The sequence below is a fragment of the Enterobacter cloacae complex sp. HYC042_NIDB genome, assembly GCF_056673315.1.
The window spans coordinates 2,845,430-2,859,988 of the sequence record NZ_CP109650.1; the positions used below are offsets into that span (position 1 = coordinate 2,845,430).

General features: G+C 53.1%; 17 protein-coding genes. 7 read left to right on the forward strand and 10 right to left on the reverse strand.

Annotated features, from left to right (window positions below; translation table 11 throughout):
- Positions 1-41: 41 nt before the first annotated feature.
- The gene (gene ompW / locus OKF39_RS13695) at positions 42-674 is read right to left on the reverse strand and encodes an outer membrane protein OmpW (RefSeq protein WP_479983052.1); all 633 of its coding nucleotides are present in this window, start codon (positions 672-674) and stop codon (positions 42-44) included.
- Between the two features lie 281 nt (positions 675-955).
- Here ompW and OKF39_RS13700 point away from each other — a divergent pair, with 281 nt between their 5' ends.
- From OKF39_RS13700 to yciA, 4 genes are all read left to right on the forward strand, one after another.
- On the forward strand, positions 956-1,360 hold the full coding sequence (locus OKF39_RS13700) for a YkgJ family cysteine cluster protein (protein WP_052682991.1): 405 nt from the start codon (positions 956-958) through the stop codon (positions 1,358-1,360).
- A gap of 25 nt (positions 1,361-1,385) precedes the next feature.
- The gene (locus OKF39_RS13705) at positions 1,386-2,129 is read left to right on the forward strand and encodes a YciC family protein (RefSeq protein WP_045630546.1); all 744 of its coding nucleotides are present in this window, start codon (positions 1,386-1,388) and stop codon (positions 2,127-2,129) included.
- Positions 2,130-2,185: 56 nt separating this feature from the next.
- On the forward strand, positions 2,186-2,725 hold the full coding sequence (locus OKF39_RS13710) for a septation protein A (RefSeq protein ID WP_028013419.1): 540 nt from the start codon (positions 2,186-2,188) through the stop codon (positions 2,723-2,725).
- Positions 2,726-2,829: 104 nt separating this feature from the next.
- Positions 2,830-3,225, forward strand: coding sequence for an acyl-CoA thioester hydrolase YciA (gene yciA, locus OKF39_RS13715; RefSeq protein ID WP_041909616.1), 396 nt, complete (start codon positions 2,830-2,832; stop codon positions 3,223-3,225).
- Positions 3,226-3,263: 38 nt separating this feature from the next.
- Here the strand turns inward: yciA and tonB are convergent, their stop codons facing one another.
- Positions 3,264-3,986: a TonB system transport protein TonB gene (gene tonB / locus OKF39_RS13720; protein WP_049138284.1), complete on the reverse strand. Its 723-nt coding sequence runs from the start codon at positions 3,984-3,986 to the stop codon at positions 3,264-3,266.
- A 222-nt stretch (positions 3,987-4,208) separates the two neighbouring features.
- Between tonB and OKF39_RS13725 the strand changes: the two genes are divergently transcribed.
- Positions 4,209-4,505 (forward strand): YciI family protein, encoded by a 297-nt coding sequence (locus tag OKF39_RS13725; RefSeq protein ID WP_045260670.1) that lies wholly within the window; start codon positions 4,209-4,211, stop codon positions 4,503-4,505.
- Between the two features lie 34 nt (positions 4,506-4,539).
- On the opposite strand, the gene leuE is transcribed toward OKF39_RS13725, so the two are convergent.
- Together leuE and OKF39_RS13735 are read right to left on the reverse strand one after the other, a co-directional pair.
- Positions 4,540-5,175, reverse strand: a complete 636-nt coding sequence (gene leuE / locus OKF39_RS13730) for a leucine efflux protein LeuE (RefSeq protein WP_479983053.1) — start codon at positions 5,173-5,175, stop codon at positions 4,540-4,542.
- A gap of 106 nt (positions 5,176-5,281) precedes the next feature.
- Positions 5,282-5,455, reverse strand: coding sequence for a YciY family protein (locus OKF39_RS13735; protein ID WP_086379783.1), 174 nt, complete (start codon positions 5,453-5,455; stop codon positions 5,282-5,284).
- 144 nt (positions 5,456-5,599) lie between these two features.
- Here OKF39_RS13735 and cls point away from each other — a divergent pair, with 144 nt between their 5' ends.
- Positions 5,600-7,060: a cardiolipin synthase gene (gene cls, locus OKF39_RS13740; protein WP_028013424.1), complete on the forward strand. Its 1,461-nt coding sequence runs from the start codon at positions 5,600-5,602 to the stop codon at positions 7,058-7,060.
- A gap of 33 nt (positions 7,061-7,093) precedes the next feature.
- Positions 7,094-7,423, forward strand: coding sequence for an HI1450 family dsDNA-mimic protein (locus OKF39_RS13745; RefSeq protein ID WP_006810881.1), 330 nt, complete (start codon positions 7,094-7,096; stop codon positions 7,421-7,423).
- Positions 7,424-7,454: 31 nt separating this feature from the next.
- On the opposite strand, the gene OKF39_RS13750 is transcribed toward OKF39_RS13745, so the two are convergent.
- The 6 genes from OKF39_RS13750 to oppA all read right to left on the reverse strand — a co-directional run bounded on the left by OKF39_RS13750 (position 7,455) and on the right by oppA (position 13,924).
- Complete coding sequence (locus OKF39_RS13750; protein ID WP_193051378.1) at positions 7,455-8,291, reverse strand: ion transporter; 837 nt, start codon at positions 8,289-8,291, stop codon at positions 7,455-7,457.
- A gap of 48 nt (positions 8,292-8,339) precedes the next feature.
- Entirely contained in the window at positions 8,340-9,344 is a 1,005-nt protein-coding gene (gene oppF / locus OKF39_RS13755) for a murein tripeptide/oligopeptide ABC transporter ATP-binding protein OppF (protein WP_041909608.1), read from the reverse strand.
- Complete coding sequence (gene oppD / locus OKF39_RS13760) at positions 9,341-10,354, reverse strand: ABC transporter ATP-binding protein (protein WP_063942349.1); 1,014 nt, start codon at positions 10,352-10,354, stop codon at positions 9,341-9,343. The genes oppF and oppD overlap by 4 nt, the downstream gene beginning before the upstream one ends.
- An 11-nt stretch (positions 10,355-10,365) precedes the next feature.
- Positions 10,366-11,274, reverse strand: coding sequence for an oligopeptide ABC transporter permease OppC (oppC, locus tag OKF39_RS13765; protein ID WP_028013428.1), 909 nt, complete (start codon positions 11,272-11,274; stop codon positions 10,366-10,368).
- A gap of 14 nt (positions 11,275-11,288) precedes the next feature.
- Entirely contained in the window at positions 11,289-12,209 is a 921-nt protein-coding gene (gene oppB, locus OKF39_RS13770) for an oligopeptide ABC transporter permease OppB (protein ID WP_028013429.1), read from the reverse strand.
- 83 nt (positions 12,210-12,292) lie between these two features.
- On the reverse strand, positions 12,293-13,924 hold the full coding sequence (gene oppA / locus OKF39_RS13775) for an oligopeptide ABC transporter substrate-binding protein OppA (RefSeq protein WP_028013430.1): 1,632 nt from the start codon (positions 13,922-13,924) through the stop codon (positions 12,293-12,295).
- Positions 13,925-14,559 lie beyond the last annotated feature (635 nt).

Below are 14,559 nucleotides of genomic sequence, written 5' to 3' on the forward strand. Positions count from 1 at the left end.
GACGAAATGCGCCCCCTCGGGGGCGCATTAAACATACAGAATTAGAAACGATAACCCGCAGAGAACATGAACACCCACGGATCCAGACGCGTATTGATGCTTTGCTGCTCGCCGCCCGCCTTGAAGCGTACGTCCGTATCAATATCCATATACCAGACCGAGGCGTTGATCAGCCAGTCGCGGTTAATCAGATAGTCCAGACCAACCTGCCCAGCCATACCCCACGAGTCTTTCAGGCTGAGATCGGAGAGTCCTGCTTCTTTGCCGGTATCGTTGAATTTCTCATCGAAGAAGGTGGTGTAGTTCACACCCGCGCCAATATATGGACGCACCTTGCTGCTGGCATCGCCAAAGTACCATTGCGCCATCAGCGTTGGCGGTAAATGGTGAACCGTGGCGATATCACCGGTCGTACCAAGACCGACACGGTGACGGAACGGCGTTGCCGCCAGAAGCTCAACCCCAACGTTATCCGTCGCCATCCAGGTGAATGTTAAACCTAACTGGGTGTTGTTACTGACGTTAAAACCGCCCATACCCAACACGTTATCCGATCCTTCAGTTGGGCGAACCGTAGCCGAACCGGCACGAATAAAGAATTCGCCTGCTTCATGCGCATACGCGCCGCCAGAGAGACTGCTTAATACAAGGGCTGCCACCGCTAATTTTTTCATATCCGCTCCATCGTTGTGGTTTTAATCGCGGATGAGAATATACTCACAAAAGAGTAATAAGTGATCTGCCACAGATCACATTAAAACCAGTAAGTTAACATTCATTGATCTGGGTTAATTTTTTGTGGCGCTTTGAAAAGCAATAAGTTGTTTCTATGTCAATTTTTGGCATTTCACAGTTACAAAATTTTCTCTTTTCCCCCTCTTGCTCTTCCTCTGTCGGCTGGATAATTTATCGCTCTCACAAGTTGATTTGATGCGTTCTTTTTTGCAGGTGTGCCATGAGTGAAGTTAACCCGTGCATGACGTGCGGAGCCTGTTGTGCGTATTTTCGAGTCTCTTTCTATTGGGCTGAAGCCAGCGATGGCGGCGGTACCGTTCCGGTTCATCTTACTGAGCCGTTAACCCCCTTTCTGCGCTGCATGAGCGGCACCAATCAAAAGCAGGCCCGCTGCGCGGCCTTACAAGGTGAGCCCGGGGTTTCGACCCGGTGCGCGATCTATGAGGATCGCCCCAGCCCGTGCCGGGAATTTGCCATGTCGGGGGAAGATGGGCAGGTCAACGAAGCCTGTAATCGCGCCCGCGCGCGCTTTGGATTACCGCCGCTTTACAAAGATATGCTTTTCCATACAAGCCTTGATGCTGCCACAGCAGGTTCATCCGGTGTACAATTGCCGGCTAATTAACACCTGCAATACGCAAGGAGAGTGCATGTCTATCACGGCGAAGTCTGTCTACCGTGACACGGGAAATTTTTTCCGCAATCAGTTCATTACCTTTTTACTGATCGCGTTGCTTTGCGCCTTTATCACTGTGGTGCTGGGTCATGCGTTCTCACCGAGTGAAGAACAGATTGCCAGCCTGAGCCAGGGCGACCATCTTGCAGGAAGCGTGGGGCTATTTGAACTGGTGCAAAACATGACGCCAGAGCAGCAACAAATTCTGCTCCGGGCGTCTGCCGCATCCACGTTTTCTGGCCTGATTGGTAACGCCATTCTGGCGGGCGGCGTTTTGCTGATGATCCAACTGGTGTCGGCGGGCCACCGGGTCAGCGCCTTGCGGGCAATTGGCGCCAGCGCGCCGGTCTTACCTAAGCTGTTTATTCTGATCTTTTTAACCACCATGCTGGTGCAGATGGGAATTATGCTGGTTGTGGTGCCGGGCGTGTTACTGGCTATTGTGCTCGCTTTTGCCCCAGTAATGGTCGTGCAGGATAAAATGGGAATTTTTACCGCGATGCGCAGCAGCATCCGACTCGCATGGGCTAATATGCGTCTGGTGGCTCCCGCAGTCATTGCCTGGCTGCTGGCAAAAACGCTCCTGCTCCTGTTTGCTCCGAATTTTGCGGTATTAACCCCGAACGTCGGCGCGGTGGTCGCAAATACACTGAGCAACCTGATTTCAGCGGTGCTGCTTGTCTATCTGTTCCGCCTGTATATGTTAATTCGTCAGTAACCCTGATGCCGGGTGCATGACAGGGCCCGGCTCAACAAAGAAGATGGAATCACAGAATGAAGCAGTTTCTTGATTTTTTACCGCTGGTGGTCTTTTTCGCGTTTTACAAACTGTATGACATTTATGCTGCCACCACAGCGCTGATTATTGCGACAGCGGTTGTGCTGATCTACAGCTGGGTGCGCTACCGTAAAGTTGAGAAAATGGCGCTGGTAACGTTCGTCCTGGTCGCCGTATTCGGTGGGCTAACCCTCTTCTTCCACAATGATGAATTTATCAAGTGGAAAGTGACGGTGATCTACGCGCTGTTTGCGGGTGCGCTGCTCATCAGCCAGTGGGTGATGAAAAAGCCGCTGATCCAGCGCATGCTCGGCAAAGAGCTGACGCTGCCTCAGGAGGTCTGGTCGCGCCTGAATATCGCCTGGGCCGTGTTCTTTATCCTTTGCGGTCTTGCCAATATCTATATCGCTTTCTGGCTGCCACAGAATATCTGGGTCAACTTTAAGGTCTTCGGCCTGACGGCCCTGACGCTGATATTCACCCTGCTAAGCGGCATTTATATCTATCGCCACATGCCGCAGGACGACAAGCACTGATTGCTGACTGACCAGAACGTGTTCGACAGGCGTTCTGGTCTATTCTCTCCGCTGTGAAATCATAGTAGCATCCCGCCTGAAGTCTTCCGTTATGAGTTAAAACAATGACAACAAATAACGCCCCTCAGGGCGAACTGGTTTTACGCACACTGGCAATGCCCGCTGACACCAATGCCAATGGCGATATTTTTGGCGGCTGGCTGATGTCGCAGATGGATATGGGCGGCGCAATTCTGGCAAAAGAGATTGCTCACGGACGCGTGGTGACCGTGCGGGTGGATGGAATGACCTTCCTGCGCCCGGTTGCGGTAGGTGATGTGGTTTGCTGTTACGCCCGCTGCGTAAAGCGCGGCAATACATCCATCTCCATCAACATTGAAGTCTGGGTGAAGAAAGTCTCTTCTGAACCGATTGGACAGCGCTATAAAGCAACTGAAGCGCTGTTTATTTATGTCGCTGTCGATAGCGACGGTAAACCTCGTCAGCTTCCGCCAGCCTGAATGGCAGGCAAAAAAAAGCCTCCTTTCGGAGGCTTTTCTTATTCCATCTGCGCCCCGCCATTCAGGCGGAAAACAATGTTCACGATCAGTCCGCTTCCCGGTTTACCGGGTTCGTAGCGCCATCTGCGCATCGCCGACTTCACTTCGCGCTCAAACATATTTGAAGGTTGCGCAGACAGAATTTCCACGTTATCCACGCGGCCATCCGCAGTCACGTCAAATTTCACCCGTACGCGACCTTCAATACGCAAGGCCTGAGCCCGCGCCGGATACTGAGGCTGATTACGGCTCAACGCACGTGGGCCCGCTGGTGCGGCAACCGTCGGCTTCGCCGCCGGTGCGCTGTTATTCATGACCGGACGCGAAGGCGCTGTATTCTCGACCGGCTGGGTCGCGCGCGGTTCAACCGGGCGTTCTTCACGTTTCGGACGCTCCTCGACCTTCTTCACCGGCTTTGGCTTCGGCTTAGGTTTTGGCTTCGGTTCAGGTTTGTGGATCACCACCGGTGCCTCCTTCGGTGGCTCCGGTACAGGCTCGGGTTCCGGTTCAGGCTCAGCAACCGGCTGTGGCGGTGGTGGCGCAACCTGCGGCGGTTCGAGATCCGCTGGCGAGACCATGGTTACCGAGATCGGCTGGGCGGGTGCGGGCATTTCAATAACCTGATGAACCGAGGTGTAGAGCAAACCCGCCACGACGGCACCGTGAATCACGACGGACAACAGCGTCGGCCAGGGAAAGCGGCGAGGTAAATCAAGGGTCATCGAAGTCATAATCATCAACGTTAAAAAACCGGACCCTGATTTTAAATGCAAATAGCAATCATATTCAATAAGACACTTTGTTCTGGCGCAATTAAAGCACAGGAGTGGTCAAAAAAAGGACATCCAGATCGGGGTATTAACGTTGTTTTTATCTTTACATTGCAGTCAATTGCCCTTTCACATAACGTAACTGACACTTTATAACGCTTAAGGAGCTTCACCGTGCTTTACGTGATTTACTCTGAAGATGTCGCTGATTCCCTCGAAAAACGTCTCTCTGTTCGCCCTGCCCATCTGGCTCGCCTGCAGCTGCTCCAGGACGAAGGCCGTTTGCTGACCGCGGGTCCAATGCCTGCTGTTGACAGCAATGACCCGGGAGCCGCCGGTTTTTCTGGCTCCACGGTTATTGCTGAGTTTGAGTCTCTTGAAGCGGCGCAGGCCTGGGCTGACGCAGACCCATACGTTGCGGCGGGTGTGTATGCAAAAGTGACGGTGCGACCGTATAAGAAAGTGTTCTGAGGTAAAAAGGCTCCCGCAGGAGCCTTTCTTCACATTAATGCAGTGACGCTAACCGCGCCGCAAACCCGACAAACAGCAGCCCTATCAGCCCGTTCCCCAGCTTTGCCAGTTTCTTTTTGTTTTTCAGATAACGCGTAACAAACGCCCCAGAGAAGATCAGGAAGCTCATGTACATAAAGCTAATCAGCTCAAGCGTGGTAGCGAGGATCAGGAAAGAGGTCCCGGTATTTTGCGCATTCACGTCGATAAACTGCACAAAGAACGAAACGTAGAACAGAATCGCTTTTGGATTGGTCAGGCTCAGGACGAGGGAGCGTTTCATGATCGTGCTGGCAGGCTCGGTTCCGCTCTCTTGAGCATTATTCTGACGTGTGATCACCGACCAGAGCATTTTTCCGCCCAACCACAGCAGATAGAAAGCCCCGAGATAGCGCACGATATTAAAGAGTACGGGGGTCGTCTGGATCAATGCCGCAACACCCGCCCAGGCCAGGAACATCAATACCGCATCACCGATAAACACGCCGGTAGCGGCAAGATACCCTTTTTTCACACCGTGACCGATCCCCGTTTTCAGCACAAACAGGGTGTTTGGCCCGGGAACCAGCACGATAAAAAATGCGCCAACAACATACGTCCAGAAATTCAGTACACCAAACTCCGCAAACACCTCTCCCTCCTTTTGCTAAAAATAACCAGAATATCGCCGCAATAACGATATTCGCAAAATAAGACACAATATAATCAGCGGGCACCTTGCGGTGCCCTCATGGGTTTCAGATATCCTGGACTGCGAACAGCAACGCATTGCGGTGCCGGGTCAATCCACATTTTCTGATGGCGTGGATACGCATATTGCGGCGGGATTGTGCTTCCAGCCAACGAGCCTTGCGACGACTCACCTGTCGCAACATACGCCAGCGCCCTACTTCTGTTCTACTGCGCTTCATGTCTACAACTCTTTCTCAAACAGAGCCGCCATTATAAACCCAACCCGGCAGCAAACCAGCGCTTTTACCTGGCGTTTTTATTTGCCAGATGAATCCTGATGCGTACACTCATAACAATACGCTTTCAAAAGGATTTTTTTATCTATGACAACCTTCTACACCGTGGTGAGTTGGCTGGTCATTCTGGGATACTGGCTGTTAATCGCGGGTGTGACGTTACGCATCCTGATGAAGCGCAGAGCCGTACCCTCTGCCATGGCCTGGCTTCTGATCATTTATATCCTCCCACTGGTGGGAATTATTGCCTATCTCTCTTTCGGTGAGCTTCATCTGGGTAAGCGCCGTGCCGAGCGGGCGCGCGCAATGTGGCCTTCCACCGCGAAGTGGCTTAACGATCTCAAAGCCTGCAAGCATATCTTTGCCGAGGAGAACAGCAGCGTCGCCTCCTCGCTGTTTAAGCTCTGCGAGCGCCGCCAGGGGATTGGCGGCGTTAAGGGCAATCAGCTCCAGCTTCTGACGTCGTCCGATGATGTCATGCAGGCGTTAATCCGCGATATTCAGCTGGCTCGCCATAATATTGAGATGGTGTTTTATATCTGGCAGCCCGGCGGCATGGCTGACCAGGTCGCTGAATCCCTGATGGCGGCTGCACGCAGGGGGATCCACTGCCGTCTGATGCTGGACTCCGCGGGCAGCGTGGCATTTTTCCGTAGCCCCTGGGCGGGCATGATGCGTAACGCCGGTATCGAGGTGGTTGAGGCACTGAAGGTGAATCTCCTGCGCGTGTTTCTGCGCCGGATGGACCTTCGCCAGCACCGTAAAATGGTCATGATCGATAACTATATTGCCTACACCGGCAGTATGAACATGGTTGACCCGCGCTTCTTTAAACAGGACTCCGGCGTCGGGCAATGGGTGGATCTGATGGCGCGAATGGAGGGGCCGATTGCCACCTCGATGGGGATCGTTTACTCCTGCGACTGGGAGATAGAGACCGGCAAGCGTATCCTGCCGCCACCGCCGGATGGCAATATTATGCCGTTTGAAGAGGCCAGCGGTCATACAATTCATACTATCGCCTCCGGACCAGGCTTCCCGGAGGACTTGATTCACCAGGCGCTGCTGACGGCAACCTACTCCGCGCGTGAATATCTGATCATGACGACGCCCTACTTTGTCCCCAGCGATGATCTGCTGCACGCGATTTGTACCGCAGCGCAGCGCGGCGTCGATGTCAGTATCATTCTGCCACGCAAAAATGACTCCCTTCTGGTGGGCTGGGCCAGCCGTGCCTTCTTTAGCGAACTGCTTGCCGCCGGGGTGAAAATTTACCAGTTTGAAGGCGGGCTCCTGCACACTAAGAGCGTGCTGGTCGACGGCGAATTAAGCCTGGTGGGCACGGTTAACCTTGATATGCGCAGCCTGTGGCTAAACTTTGAAATCACCCTGGTGATTGATGACGCCGGCTTTGGCGGTGACCTGGCGGCGGTTCAGGATGACTATATCTCCCGCTCGCGGCTGCTGGATGCCAGGCTGTGGGTAAAACGTCCGTTATGGCAGCGAATAGCTGAACGACTGTTTTACTTCTTTAGTCCATTGCTGTAAAACGTGCCCAACGATGTTAAACAGGTAGTCATCATGGAAATGGATCTGAACAATCGCCTGACCGAAGACGAAACGCTCGAGCAGGCCTATGACATTTTTCTCGAACTGGCGGTTGATAACCTCGATCCCGCAGACGTGATCCTCTTTAATCTGCAGTTCGAAGAGCGCGGCGGTGCCGAATTGTTCGACCCTTCAGAGGACTGGGCCGAACATGTAGATTTCGACCTGAACCCTGACTTCTTTGCCGAAGTGGTTATTGGGCTGGCTGATGAAGACGGCGGTGAAATTAACGACATTTTTGCGCGCGTCCTGCTGTGTCGTGAGAAAGACCACAAGCTGTGTCACATACTCTGGCGCGAATAATAAAAAAGGCTGCGATAGCAGCCTTTTTTATTTAATCCGGTAACGCGCTTCCGCAGCGGTTGCAAAACCGCGCGCTGTGTTCATGATCGGCCTGGTGGCAGTTCGGACATTTGCGCCGCTGTTTATGGTTCTGAAACGCGCTGCTCATGTGCGTGGTAATAAGCCCCGTCGGAATGGCAATTACCGAATACCCAATCAGAATCAGCACGGATGCCACAATCCGTCCCAGCGGCGTATGGGGCGTGATATCGCCATACCCCACGGTCGTAACGGTCACTATCGCCCAGTAGACGGAAGCGTTGAGCGTCGTGAAGCCATATTTCGGCCCTTCGATCAAATACATCAGCGCGCCAAAAACAATCATCACAATGGCAATGAACGAATAGAACAGAATAAGCTGATGGCGTGCGCTGACGATCGCGCTCCAGAATACGCGCAGCGACGGCATAAAGCGCAGTAACTTCAGAATACGCAAGACCCGAATAACGCGCATCGCTCGCCAGGCGAAAACATAGTTGAGGCTGATCTCCGGCCACAGCCACATCACATAGAGCGGCAGGATCGTCGCTAAATCAATAAAGCCCCAGAAGCTAAAGACGTACTTTGCCGGGTTGGGCCAGCAAACAACACGCAGAATATACTCTGCGGTAAAGACCAGGGTAATAATAAGTTCCAGCCAGACAAACGCATGCCATTCCTCAAATGTCAGGTGATATTGCGTCCCCACACCCGATTCAATAAAGATGACCACTACGCTCAGTAGCGCAAACAGCGCACACAGACCTTCAAAACGGCGTCCCGATACCGTTTCAGGATCGAATAAAAGATGATAGAGCCGCCGACGGACTGAAGTGAATAAACGCGACACGGTAACCTCGCAAAAAAATAAGGGCTGACATCATGTCAGCCCTTGCGATTATAGCGGGTCTACTTTCAGGCAGGAAACCGCATGTCGGAAACTGCCCTCCAGCACCGGTCGCGTTTTCGCGCATTCCGGCCCGGCCATTGGGCATCGCGTGCGGAACACGCAGCCCGACGGCGGATTGATCGGCGACGGCAATTCCCCTTCCAGAAGCTGAATCGTTTTATTCTTTTCCAGATCCGGATCGGGGATCGGCACAGCCGACATCAGCGCTTTGGTATAAGGGTGCAGCGGGTTATGGTACACCTCGTCATAGGTTCCCAGTTCCACGGCATGGCCCAGATACATCACCAGCACGCGGTCGGAGATGTGTTTTACCACCGCCAGGTCGTGCGCAATGAAGATCAGCGACAGCCCCATTTCGCGCTGCAATTTCTGAAGCAGGTTAACCACCTGCGCCTGAATCGACACGTCCAGCGCGGAGACCGGTTCATCACAAATAATCAGTTTCGGCTCAAGGATAAGCGCACGCGCAATGCCAATACGCTGACACTGGCCGCCTGAAAATTCATGCGGGTAACGGTTAATGAGGTTAGGCAACAGCCCGACTTTCAGCATCATCGCCTTCACGCGATCGCGGACTTCCTGACGCGGCATCTTTGGATGATAGGTGCGCAGCGGTTCGGCGATAATCTCACCGATGGTCATACGCGGGTTTAATGACGCCAGCGGATCCTGGAAAATCATCTGGATATCGCTGCGCACGTCGCGCCACTCGTCAGGCTTCATGCCCAGCAGATCTTTACCCAGCCAGGCTACTTTGCCGCCGGTAGCTTTCACCAGACCGATAATCGCACGCGCAAAGGTGGATTTACCGCAGCCGGATTCGCCCACCACGCCCAGGGTTTCCCCCTCGTACAGACGCAAGGTGACGCCATCTACCGCTTTCAGGGTCTTCGGCGGCTGCCAGAACCACTGCTTGCCGTCTTTGATGTCGAAATGCACCTTGAGGTCGGCGATTTCGAGCAGCACGTTGCGTTTTTCATCTACTGCGTTCATACCAGCTCCTCCTGCGGCTTAAAGCAGGCGCGCAGACGGCCTGGGGCAAATTCTTCCAGCGGCGGCGCGCTGTTACAGATTTCCATCGCGTGCGGGCAGCGCGGCTGGAACGGACAGCCTTTCGGCAGTCGCAGCAGGTTTGGTGGATTGCCCGGAATGGTGAGCAGGGATTCCCCTTCCGCATCAAGACGCGGCACCGCGTTCAGCAGGCCAATCGAGTACGGATGGGCTGGCTGATAGAACACGTCGCGCGCTTTGCCGTATTCCATGGTGCGCCCGGCGTACATCACCAGCACTTTGTCACAGATACCGGCAACCACGCCCAGATCGTGGGTGATCATGATAATCGCCGTGTTGAACTCACGCTTAAGCTCGTTCAGCAGGGTCATGATTTGCGCCTGCACGGTGACGTCCAGCGCGGTAGTCGGTTCATCGGCAATCAGCAGTTTTGGCCGGCACAGCAGCGCCATGGCAATCATCACGCGCTGACGCATACCGCCAGAGAACTCGTGCGGGAACATGCGCATGCGCTTGCGCGCTTCCGGCATTTTTACCGCATCCAGCATTTTAACGGATTCCTCAAAAGCTTCCGCTTTGCCCAGACCTTTGTGCAGCATCAGGACTTCCATCAGCTGCTCACCGACGCGCATATACGGGTTCAGGGAGGTCATCGGATCCTGGAAAATCATTGAGATCTGTTCGGCGCGAAGCTTGTTCAGCTCGAGCTCCGGCAGGTTAAGAATTTCGCGACCGTTGAATTTCGCCGAACCGCCAATCACGCCGTTAGCGGCCAGCAGGCCCATTAACGCAAATGCCGTCTGGGATTTTCCGGAGCCGGATTCACCCACGATCCCCAGCGTTTCCCCTTTGCTCAGGTTAAAGTTGAGATCGTTGACCGCAGTAACATCGCCGTCCGGGGTTTTAAAGGTCACGCGGAGGTCTTTAACATCCAGCAGAAGATTGCTCTGCTGCTGCGCCTGTGGCGCGATGGCCGTTTCAATAATTGTCATGACGGCGCTCCTTAACGGTCTTTCGGGTCGAGGGCATCACGCAGGCCATCGCCGATAAAGTTAAAACAAAACAGGGTAACGACCAGGAAACCCGCCGGATAAAGCAGCAGCCACGGTGAAACTTCCATCGAGTTTGCGCCGTCGCTCAGCAGCGCACCCCAGCTGCTCAGTGGCTCCTGCGTGCCCAGCCCCAGGAAGCTGAGGAAGGATTCAAACAGAATCATGCTTGGCACCAGCAGTGAGGCATAGACCACCACCACGCCCAGCACGTTAGGCACGATATGACGAACCACGATATTACTGGTTGATACCCCCCCTACCTGCGCCGCTTCGATAAACTCTTTGCGTTTGAGGCTCAGCGTCTGGCCGCGCACGATACGCGCCATATCCAGCCAGGAAACCATCCCGATGGCCACGAAGATCAACAGGATGTTCTGGCCGAAGAAGGTCACCAGCAAAATCACGAAGAACATAAACGGGAAGGAGTTCAGGATTTCCAGGAGACGCATCATCACCGAGTCTACTTTGCCGCCAAGGTAGCCGGAAAGCGCGCCGTAAAGCGTCCCCACGATCACCGCCACCAGCGCGGCGGCGATACCGACCATCAGAGAAATACGGCCACCAATCGCCACGCGCACCAGCAAATCACGGCCGGATGAATCGGTACCGAAATAGTGGCCGGACTCCATATCAGGCGCGCTGGACATCATGCCCCAGTCCGTATCGAAATAGGTAAATTGCGACAGCATCGGCGCCAGGGTGACAAACAGCGCGATGATCACCAGCACAACCAGGCTGGCGACCGCCGCACGGTTATGCATAAAGCGACGGCGCGCGTCCTGCCAGAGGCTACGACCTTCTACTTCCAGTTTTTCACTGAAGTTTTCCAGCGCCTCGCTGTTTTTCTTACTCAACATCATGGCGTGCTCCAGCGTTAGTAACGAATTTTCGGGTCGATAACGGCATAAAGCACATCGACAACGGCGTTAAAGAGAATGGTCAGTGCGCCCACGAGGATCGTGAGGCTCAGAACGAGCGAGTAGTCACGGTTAAGCGCCCCGTTTACGAACAGTTGACCAATACCCGGCAGGCCGTAAATTGTTTCGATAACCATTGAACCCGTAATGATGCCGACGAATGCCGGTCCCATATAGGAGAGCACAGGCAGCAGCGCCGGCTTGAGCGCGTGGCGGAAGATGATCCGGCGCATCGGCAGCCCTTTCGCGCGCGCGGTGCGGATGAAGTTTGAGTGCAGCACTTCGATCATTGAACCACGGGTAATACGCGCGATACTGGCGATGTACGCCAACGATAATGCCACCATCGGCAAAATCATGAACTTCAATGCCCCGCCGTTCCAGCCGCCCCCGGGCAGCCATTTCAGCGTGATGGCAAATATCATCACCAGCAATGGCGCGACAACGAAGCTGGGTATGACTACCCCGGTCATTGCCACCCCCATTACGGCATAATCCCATTTGGTATTTTGTCTGAGCGCGGCGATAACGCCTGCGGTGACCCCGAGAACGACGGCCAGAATGAATGCTGCAGCACCCAGTTTTGCCGAGACCGGGAAGCTGGAGGCCACCAGATCGTTAACGGAATAGTCTTTATATTTAAATGACGGTCCAAAATCACCGTGCGCCAGCTGCTTCAGATAGTTGAAGTATTGGGTGGTAATGGGATCGTTTAAGTGATACTTCGCCTCGATGTTGGCCATGACTTCTGGCGGCAACGTACGTTCACCGGTAAATGGACTTCCCGGCGCGAGACGCATCATAAAGAAGGAAATCGTAATTAGAATAAATAACGTTGGTATCGCTTCTAAACAGCGACGCAGGATAAATTTCAACATTGCCCGTACCTTCTGGCGTGTGCCTGATGAATGTTACAAAGTAGACACAGTGGGGCAAGCCAGGCTCGCCCCACGTATTGCCATTAATGCTTGATAATATAAAGATTCTTAACGGAAATATTATCCAACGGGTCTTTACCGGTATAACCCCCTACCCACGGTTTCACCAGACGGGCGTTAACGTAGTAGTAAACCGGTACAATTGCAGAGTCTTTATCGAGCTGTTCTTCTGATTTCGCGTACAGCTCTGCGCGCTGCGCATCGTCAGACACTTTCAGGGTTTCAGCGATGATCTTGTCAAACGCCGGGCTCTTATAGTGCGCCGTGTTGTTTGAACTGTCGCTGAGCATGGTGTTCAGGAATGATGTCGGTTCGTTATAGTCCGCACACCAGCCCGCACGCGCCACGTCGAAGGTCCCCTGATGACGCGTATCGAGGAAGGTTTTCCACTCCTGGTTTTCCAGCTTAACGTTCACGCCCAGGTTTTTCTTCCAGATAGACGCGACGGCAATCGCCAGTTTTTTATGCAGATCTGATGTGTTATACAGCAGGTTGAACGTCAGCGGCTTGTCTGCGGTGTATCCTGCTTCAGCCAGCAGTTTTTTCGCTTCTTCGTTACGTTTTTCCTGCGACCATTTGAACCACTCAGGCTCAACCAGTTTCATCCCATCGGTATACGGAGGCGTGTAGCTGTACGCCGGCAGATCGCCCTGGTTTTTCACTTTGTTCACGATGATATCGCGATCCAGTGCCAGCTTCAGCGCGGTACGAACGCGCACGTCGGTGAACGGTGCTTTCTGGTTGTTGATTTCGTAATAATAGGTGCACAGATATGGATCGACGTGAACTTCTTTCGGGATCTCTTTCTTCAGCTTCTGGAACAGTTCAATCGGCATGTTGTTATAGGTCATGTCGATTTCACCGCTGCGGTAGCGGTTAACGTCGGTCACTTCGGAAGAGATTGGCAGGTAGGTGACCTGATTAATCACGGTCTTCGCATTATCCCAGTACTGCGGGTTACGCTCCAGCACCATACGTTCGTTGACCACCCAGTCTTTCAGCTTATAGGCGCCGTTGGTCACGATATTGGCAGGCTGCGTCCATTTTTCACCAAATTTTTCCACGGCGGATTTTGGTACCGGCGAGACGGACGGGTGAACCAGCAGCTTATAGAAGTACGGAACAGGTTCGCTCAACGTCACTTCAAAGGTATTAGCATCGATCGCCTTCACGCCCAGGTCGGTGACCGGCTTTTTACCGGCGATGATGTCATCGATATTGGCGATGTGGCCATACTGCAGATAGCTCGCATACGGAGAGGCGGTATTTGGATTCGCCAGGCGCTGCCAGCTATACACGAAATCTTCGGCGGTAACCGGTGTACCGTCGGACCATTTGGCATCTTTACGCAGATGGAAGGTCCAGACTTTGAAATCTTTGTTTTCCCACTTTTCTGCCACACCCGGTGCCGGGTGGCCGTCTACGTCAGTCACCAGCAGACCTTCGAACAGGTCGCGGTTAACGTTTGACTCAGGAACGCCTTCAATTTTATGCGGATCGAGAGACTGCACTTCCGCACCGTTGTTACGCACCAGCGTCTGTTTTTCCGCCAGTTGAACACCTGCAGGAACGTCCGCAGCCATTGCAGCGTTTCCCGCGATTAGCGCAGTTAAAATCCCCGCCGCTACCAGATTTTTTTTTGTGATGATGGACATTGTGTTGGTACTCCACTCATTATAATTACTGGCTTTCGCCAGCTGTCTAATCCCCTGTTGGGGCCTGTACAGCGCAGGAGTTTTTTTTGCTGCTGTCAGGTTCTTTTTTTACTGCTTGCTATCACCGACTTTTTTATTACTGACCGCTCGTATGGCCGTCTTGCGTCGATTCTTGCCAGGCCTCCCCTGTTTGAGACCTGTGCTGGATATCTGAGAAGAGGATTATATGAAAATAATTCTCATCTACTTGTTTTAGGCTGCAAAATAGTAGGCCGGAAAGTATCAAATGGCGTAAACACGCGCCAATACATTTTGCAAATTTGTTAAGCAATTCTCTTTTACGGCCCAGGCCGTATCGTCCCGCCCAGCCCTTCCATACGTTGAGCACCCTAAAAAACACTTTAAATTCAAACTAATATGGAAGATTTTCCCTTCAGGCGCGTCGCTGCATTCTCATCGCGTAGTTTTGTACGAAAATTTAACAATTGATTATTATTTAGCACATTCATCTAACGAAATGTTGAAATTACTAATATCATTTCGGTTATCCCGCAGCAAGCCCAAGACTATCGTGTGAGTAAAATAACAGTGCGTTCGAAGATTTTCTGTGCAGACAGGCTTGAGATGAATTCATA

Bases quoted from the DNA above. Each gene is read 5' to 3' on its own strand.
- ompW (WP_479983052.1), bottom strand. From the start codon at position 674: ATGAAAAAATTAGCGGTGGCAGCCCTTGTATTAAGCAGTCTCTCTGGC.
- OKF39_RS13700 (WP_052682991.1), top strand. From the start codon at position 956: ATGAGTGAAGTTAACCCGTGCATGACGTGCGGAGCCTGTTGTGCGTAT.
- OKF39_RS13705 (WP_045630546.1), top strand. From the start codon at position 1,386: ATGTCTATCACGGCGAAGTCTGTCTACCGTGACACGGGAAATTTTTTC.
- OKF39_RS13710 (WP_028013419.1), top strand. From the start codon at position 2,186: ATGAAGCAGTTTCTTGATTTTTTACCGCTGGTGGTCTTTTTCGCGTTT.
- yciA (WP_041909616.1), top strand. From the start codon at position 2,830: ATGACAACAAATAACGCCCCTCAGGGCGAACTGGTTTTACGCACACTG.
- tonB (WP_049138284.1), bottom strand. From the start codon at position 3,986: ATGACCCTTGATTTACCTCGCCGCTTTCCCTGGCCGACGCTGTTGTCC.
- OKF39_RS13735 (WP_086379783.1), bottom strand. From the start codon at position 5,455: ATGAAGCGCAGTAGAACAGAAGTAGGGCGCTGGCGTATGTTGCGACAG.
- cls (WP_028013424.1), top strand. From the start codon at position 5,600: ATGACAACCTTCTACACCGTGGTGAGTTGGCTGGTCATTCTGGGATAC.
- OKF39_RS13745 (WP_006810881.1), top strand. From the start codon at position 7,094: ATGGAAATGGATCTGAACAATCGCCTGACCGAAGACGAAACGCTCGAG.
- oppF (WP_041909608.1), bottom strand. From the start codon at position 9,344: ATGAACGCAGTAGATGAAAAACGCAACGTGCTGCTCGAAATCGCCGAC.
- oppD (WP_063942349.1), bottom strand. From the start codon at position 10,354: ATGACAATTATTGAAACGGCCATCGCGCCACAGGCGCAGCAGCAGAGC.
- oppC (WP_028013428.1), bottom strand. From the start codon at position 11,274: ATGATGTTGAGTAAGAAAAACAGCGAGGCGCTGGAAAACTTCAGTGAA.
- oppB (WP_028013429.1), bottom strand. From the start codon at position 12,209: ATGTTGAAATTTATCCTGCGTCGCTGTTTAGAAGCGATACCAACGTTA.
- oppA (WP_028013430.1), bottom strand. From the start codon at position 13,924: ATGTCCATCATCACAAAAAAAAATCTGGTAGCGGCGGGGATTTTAACT.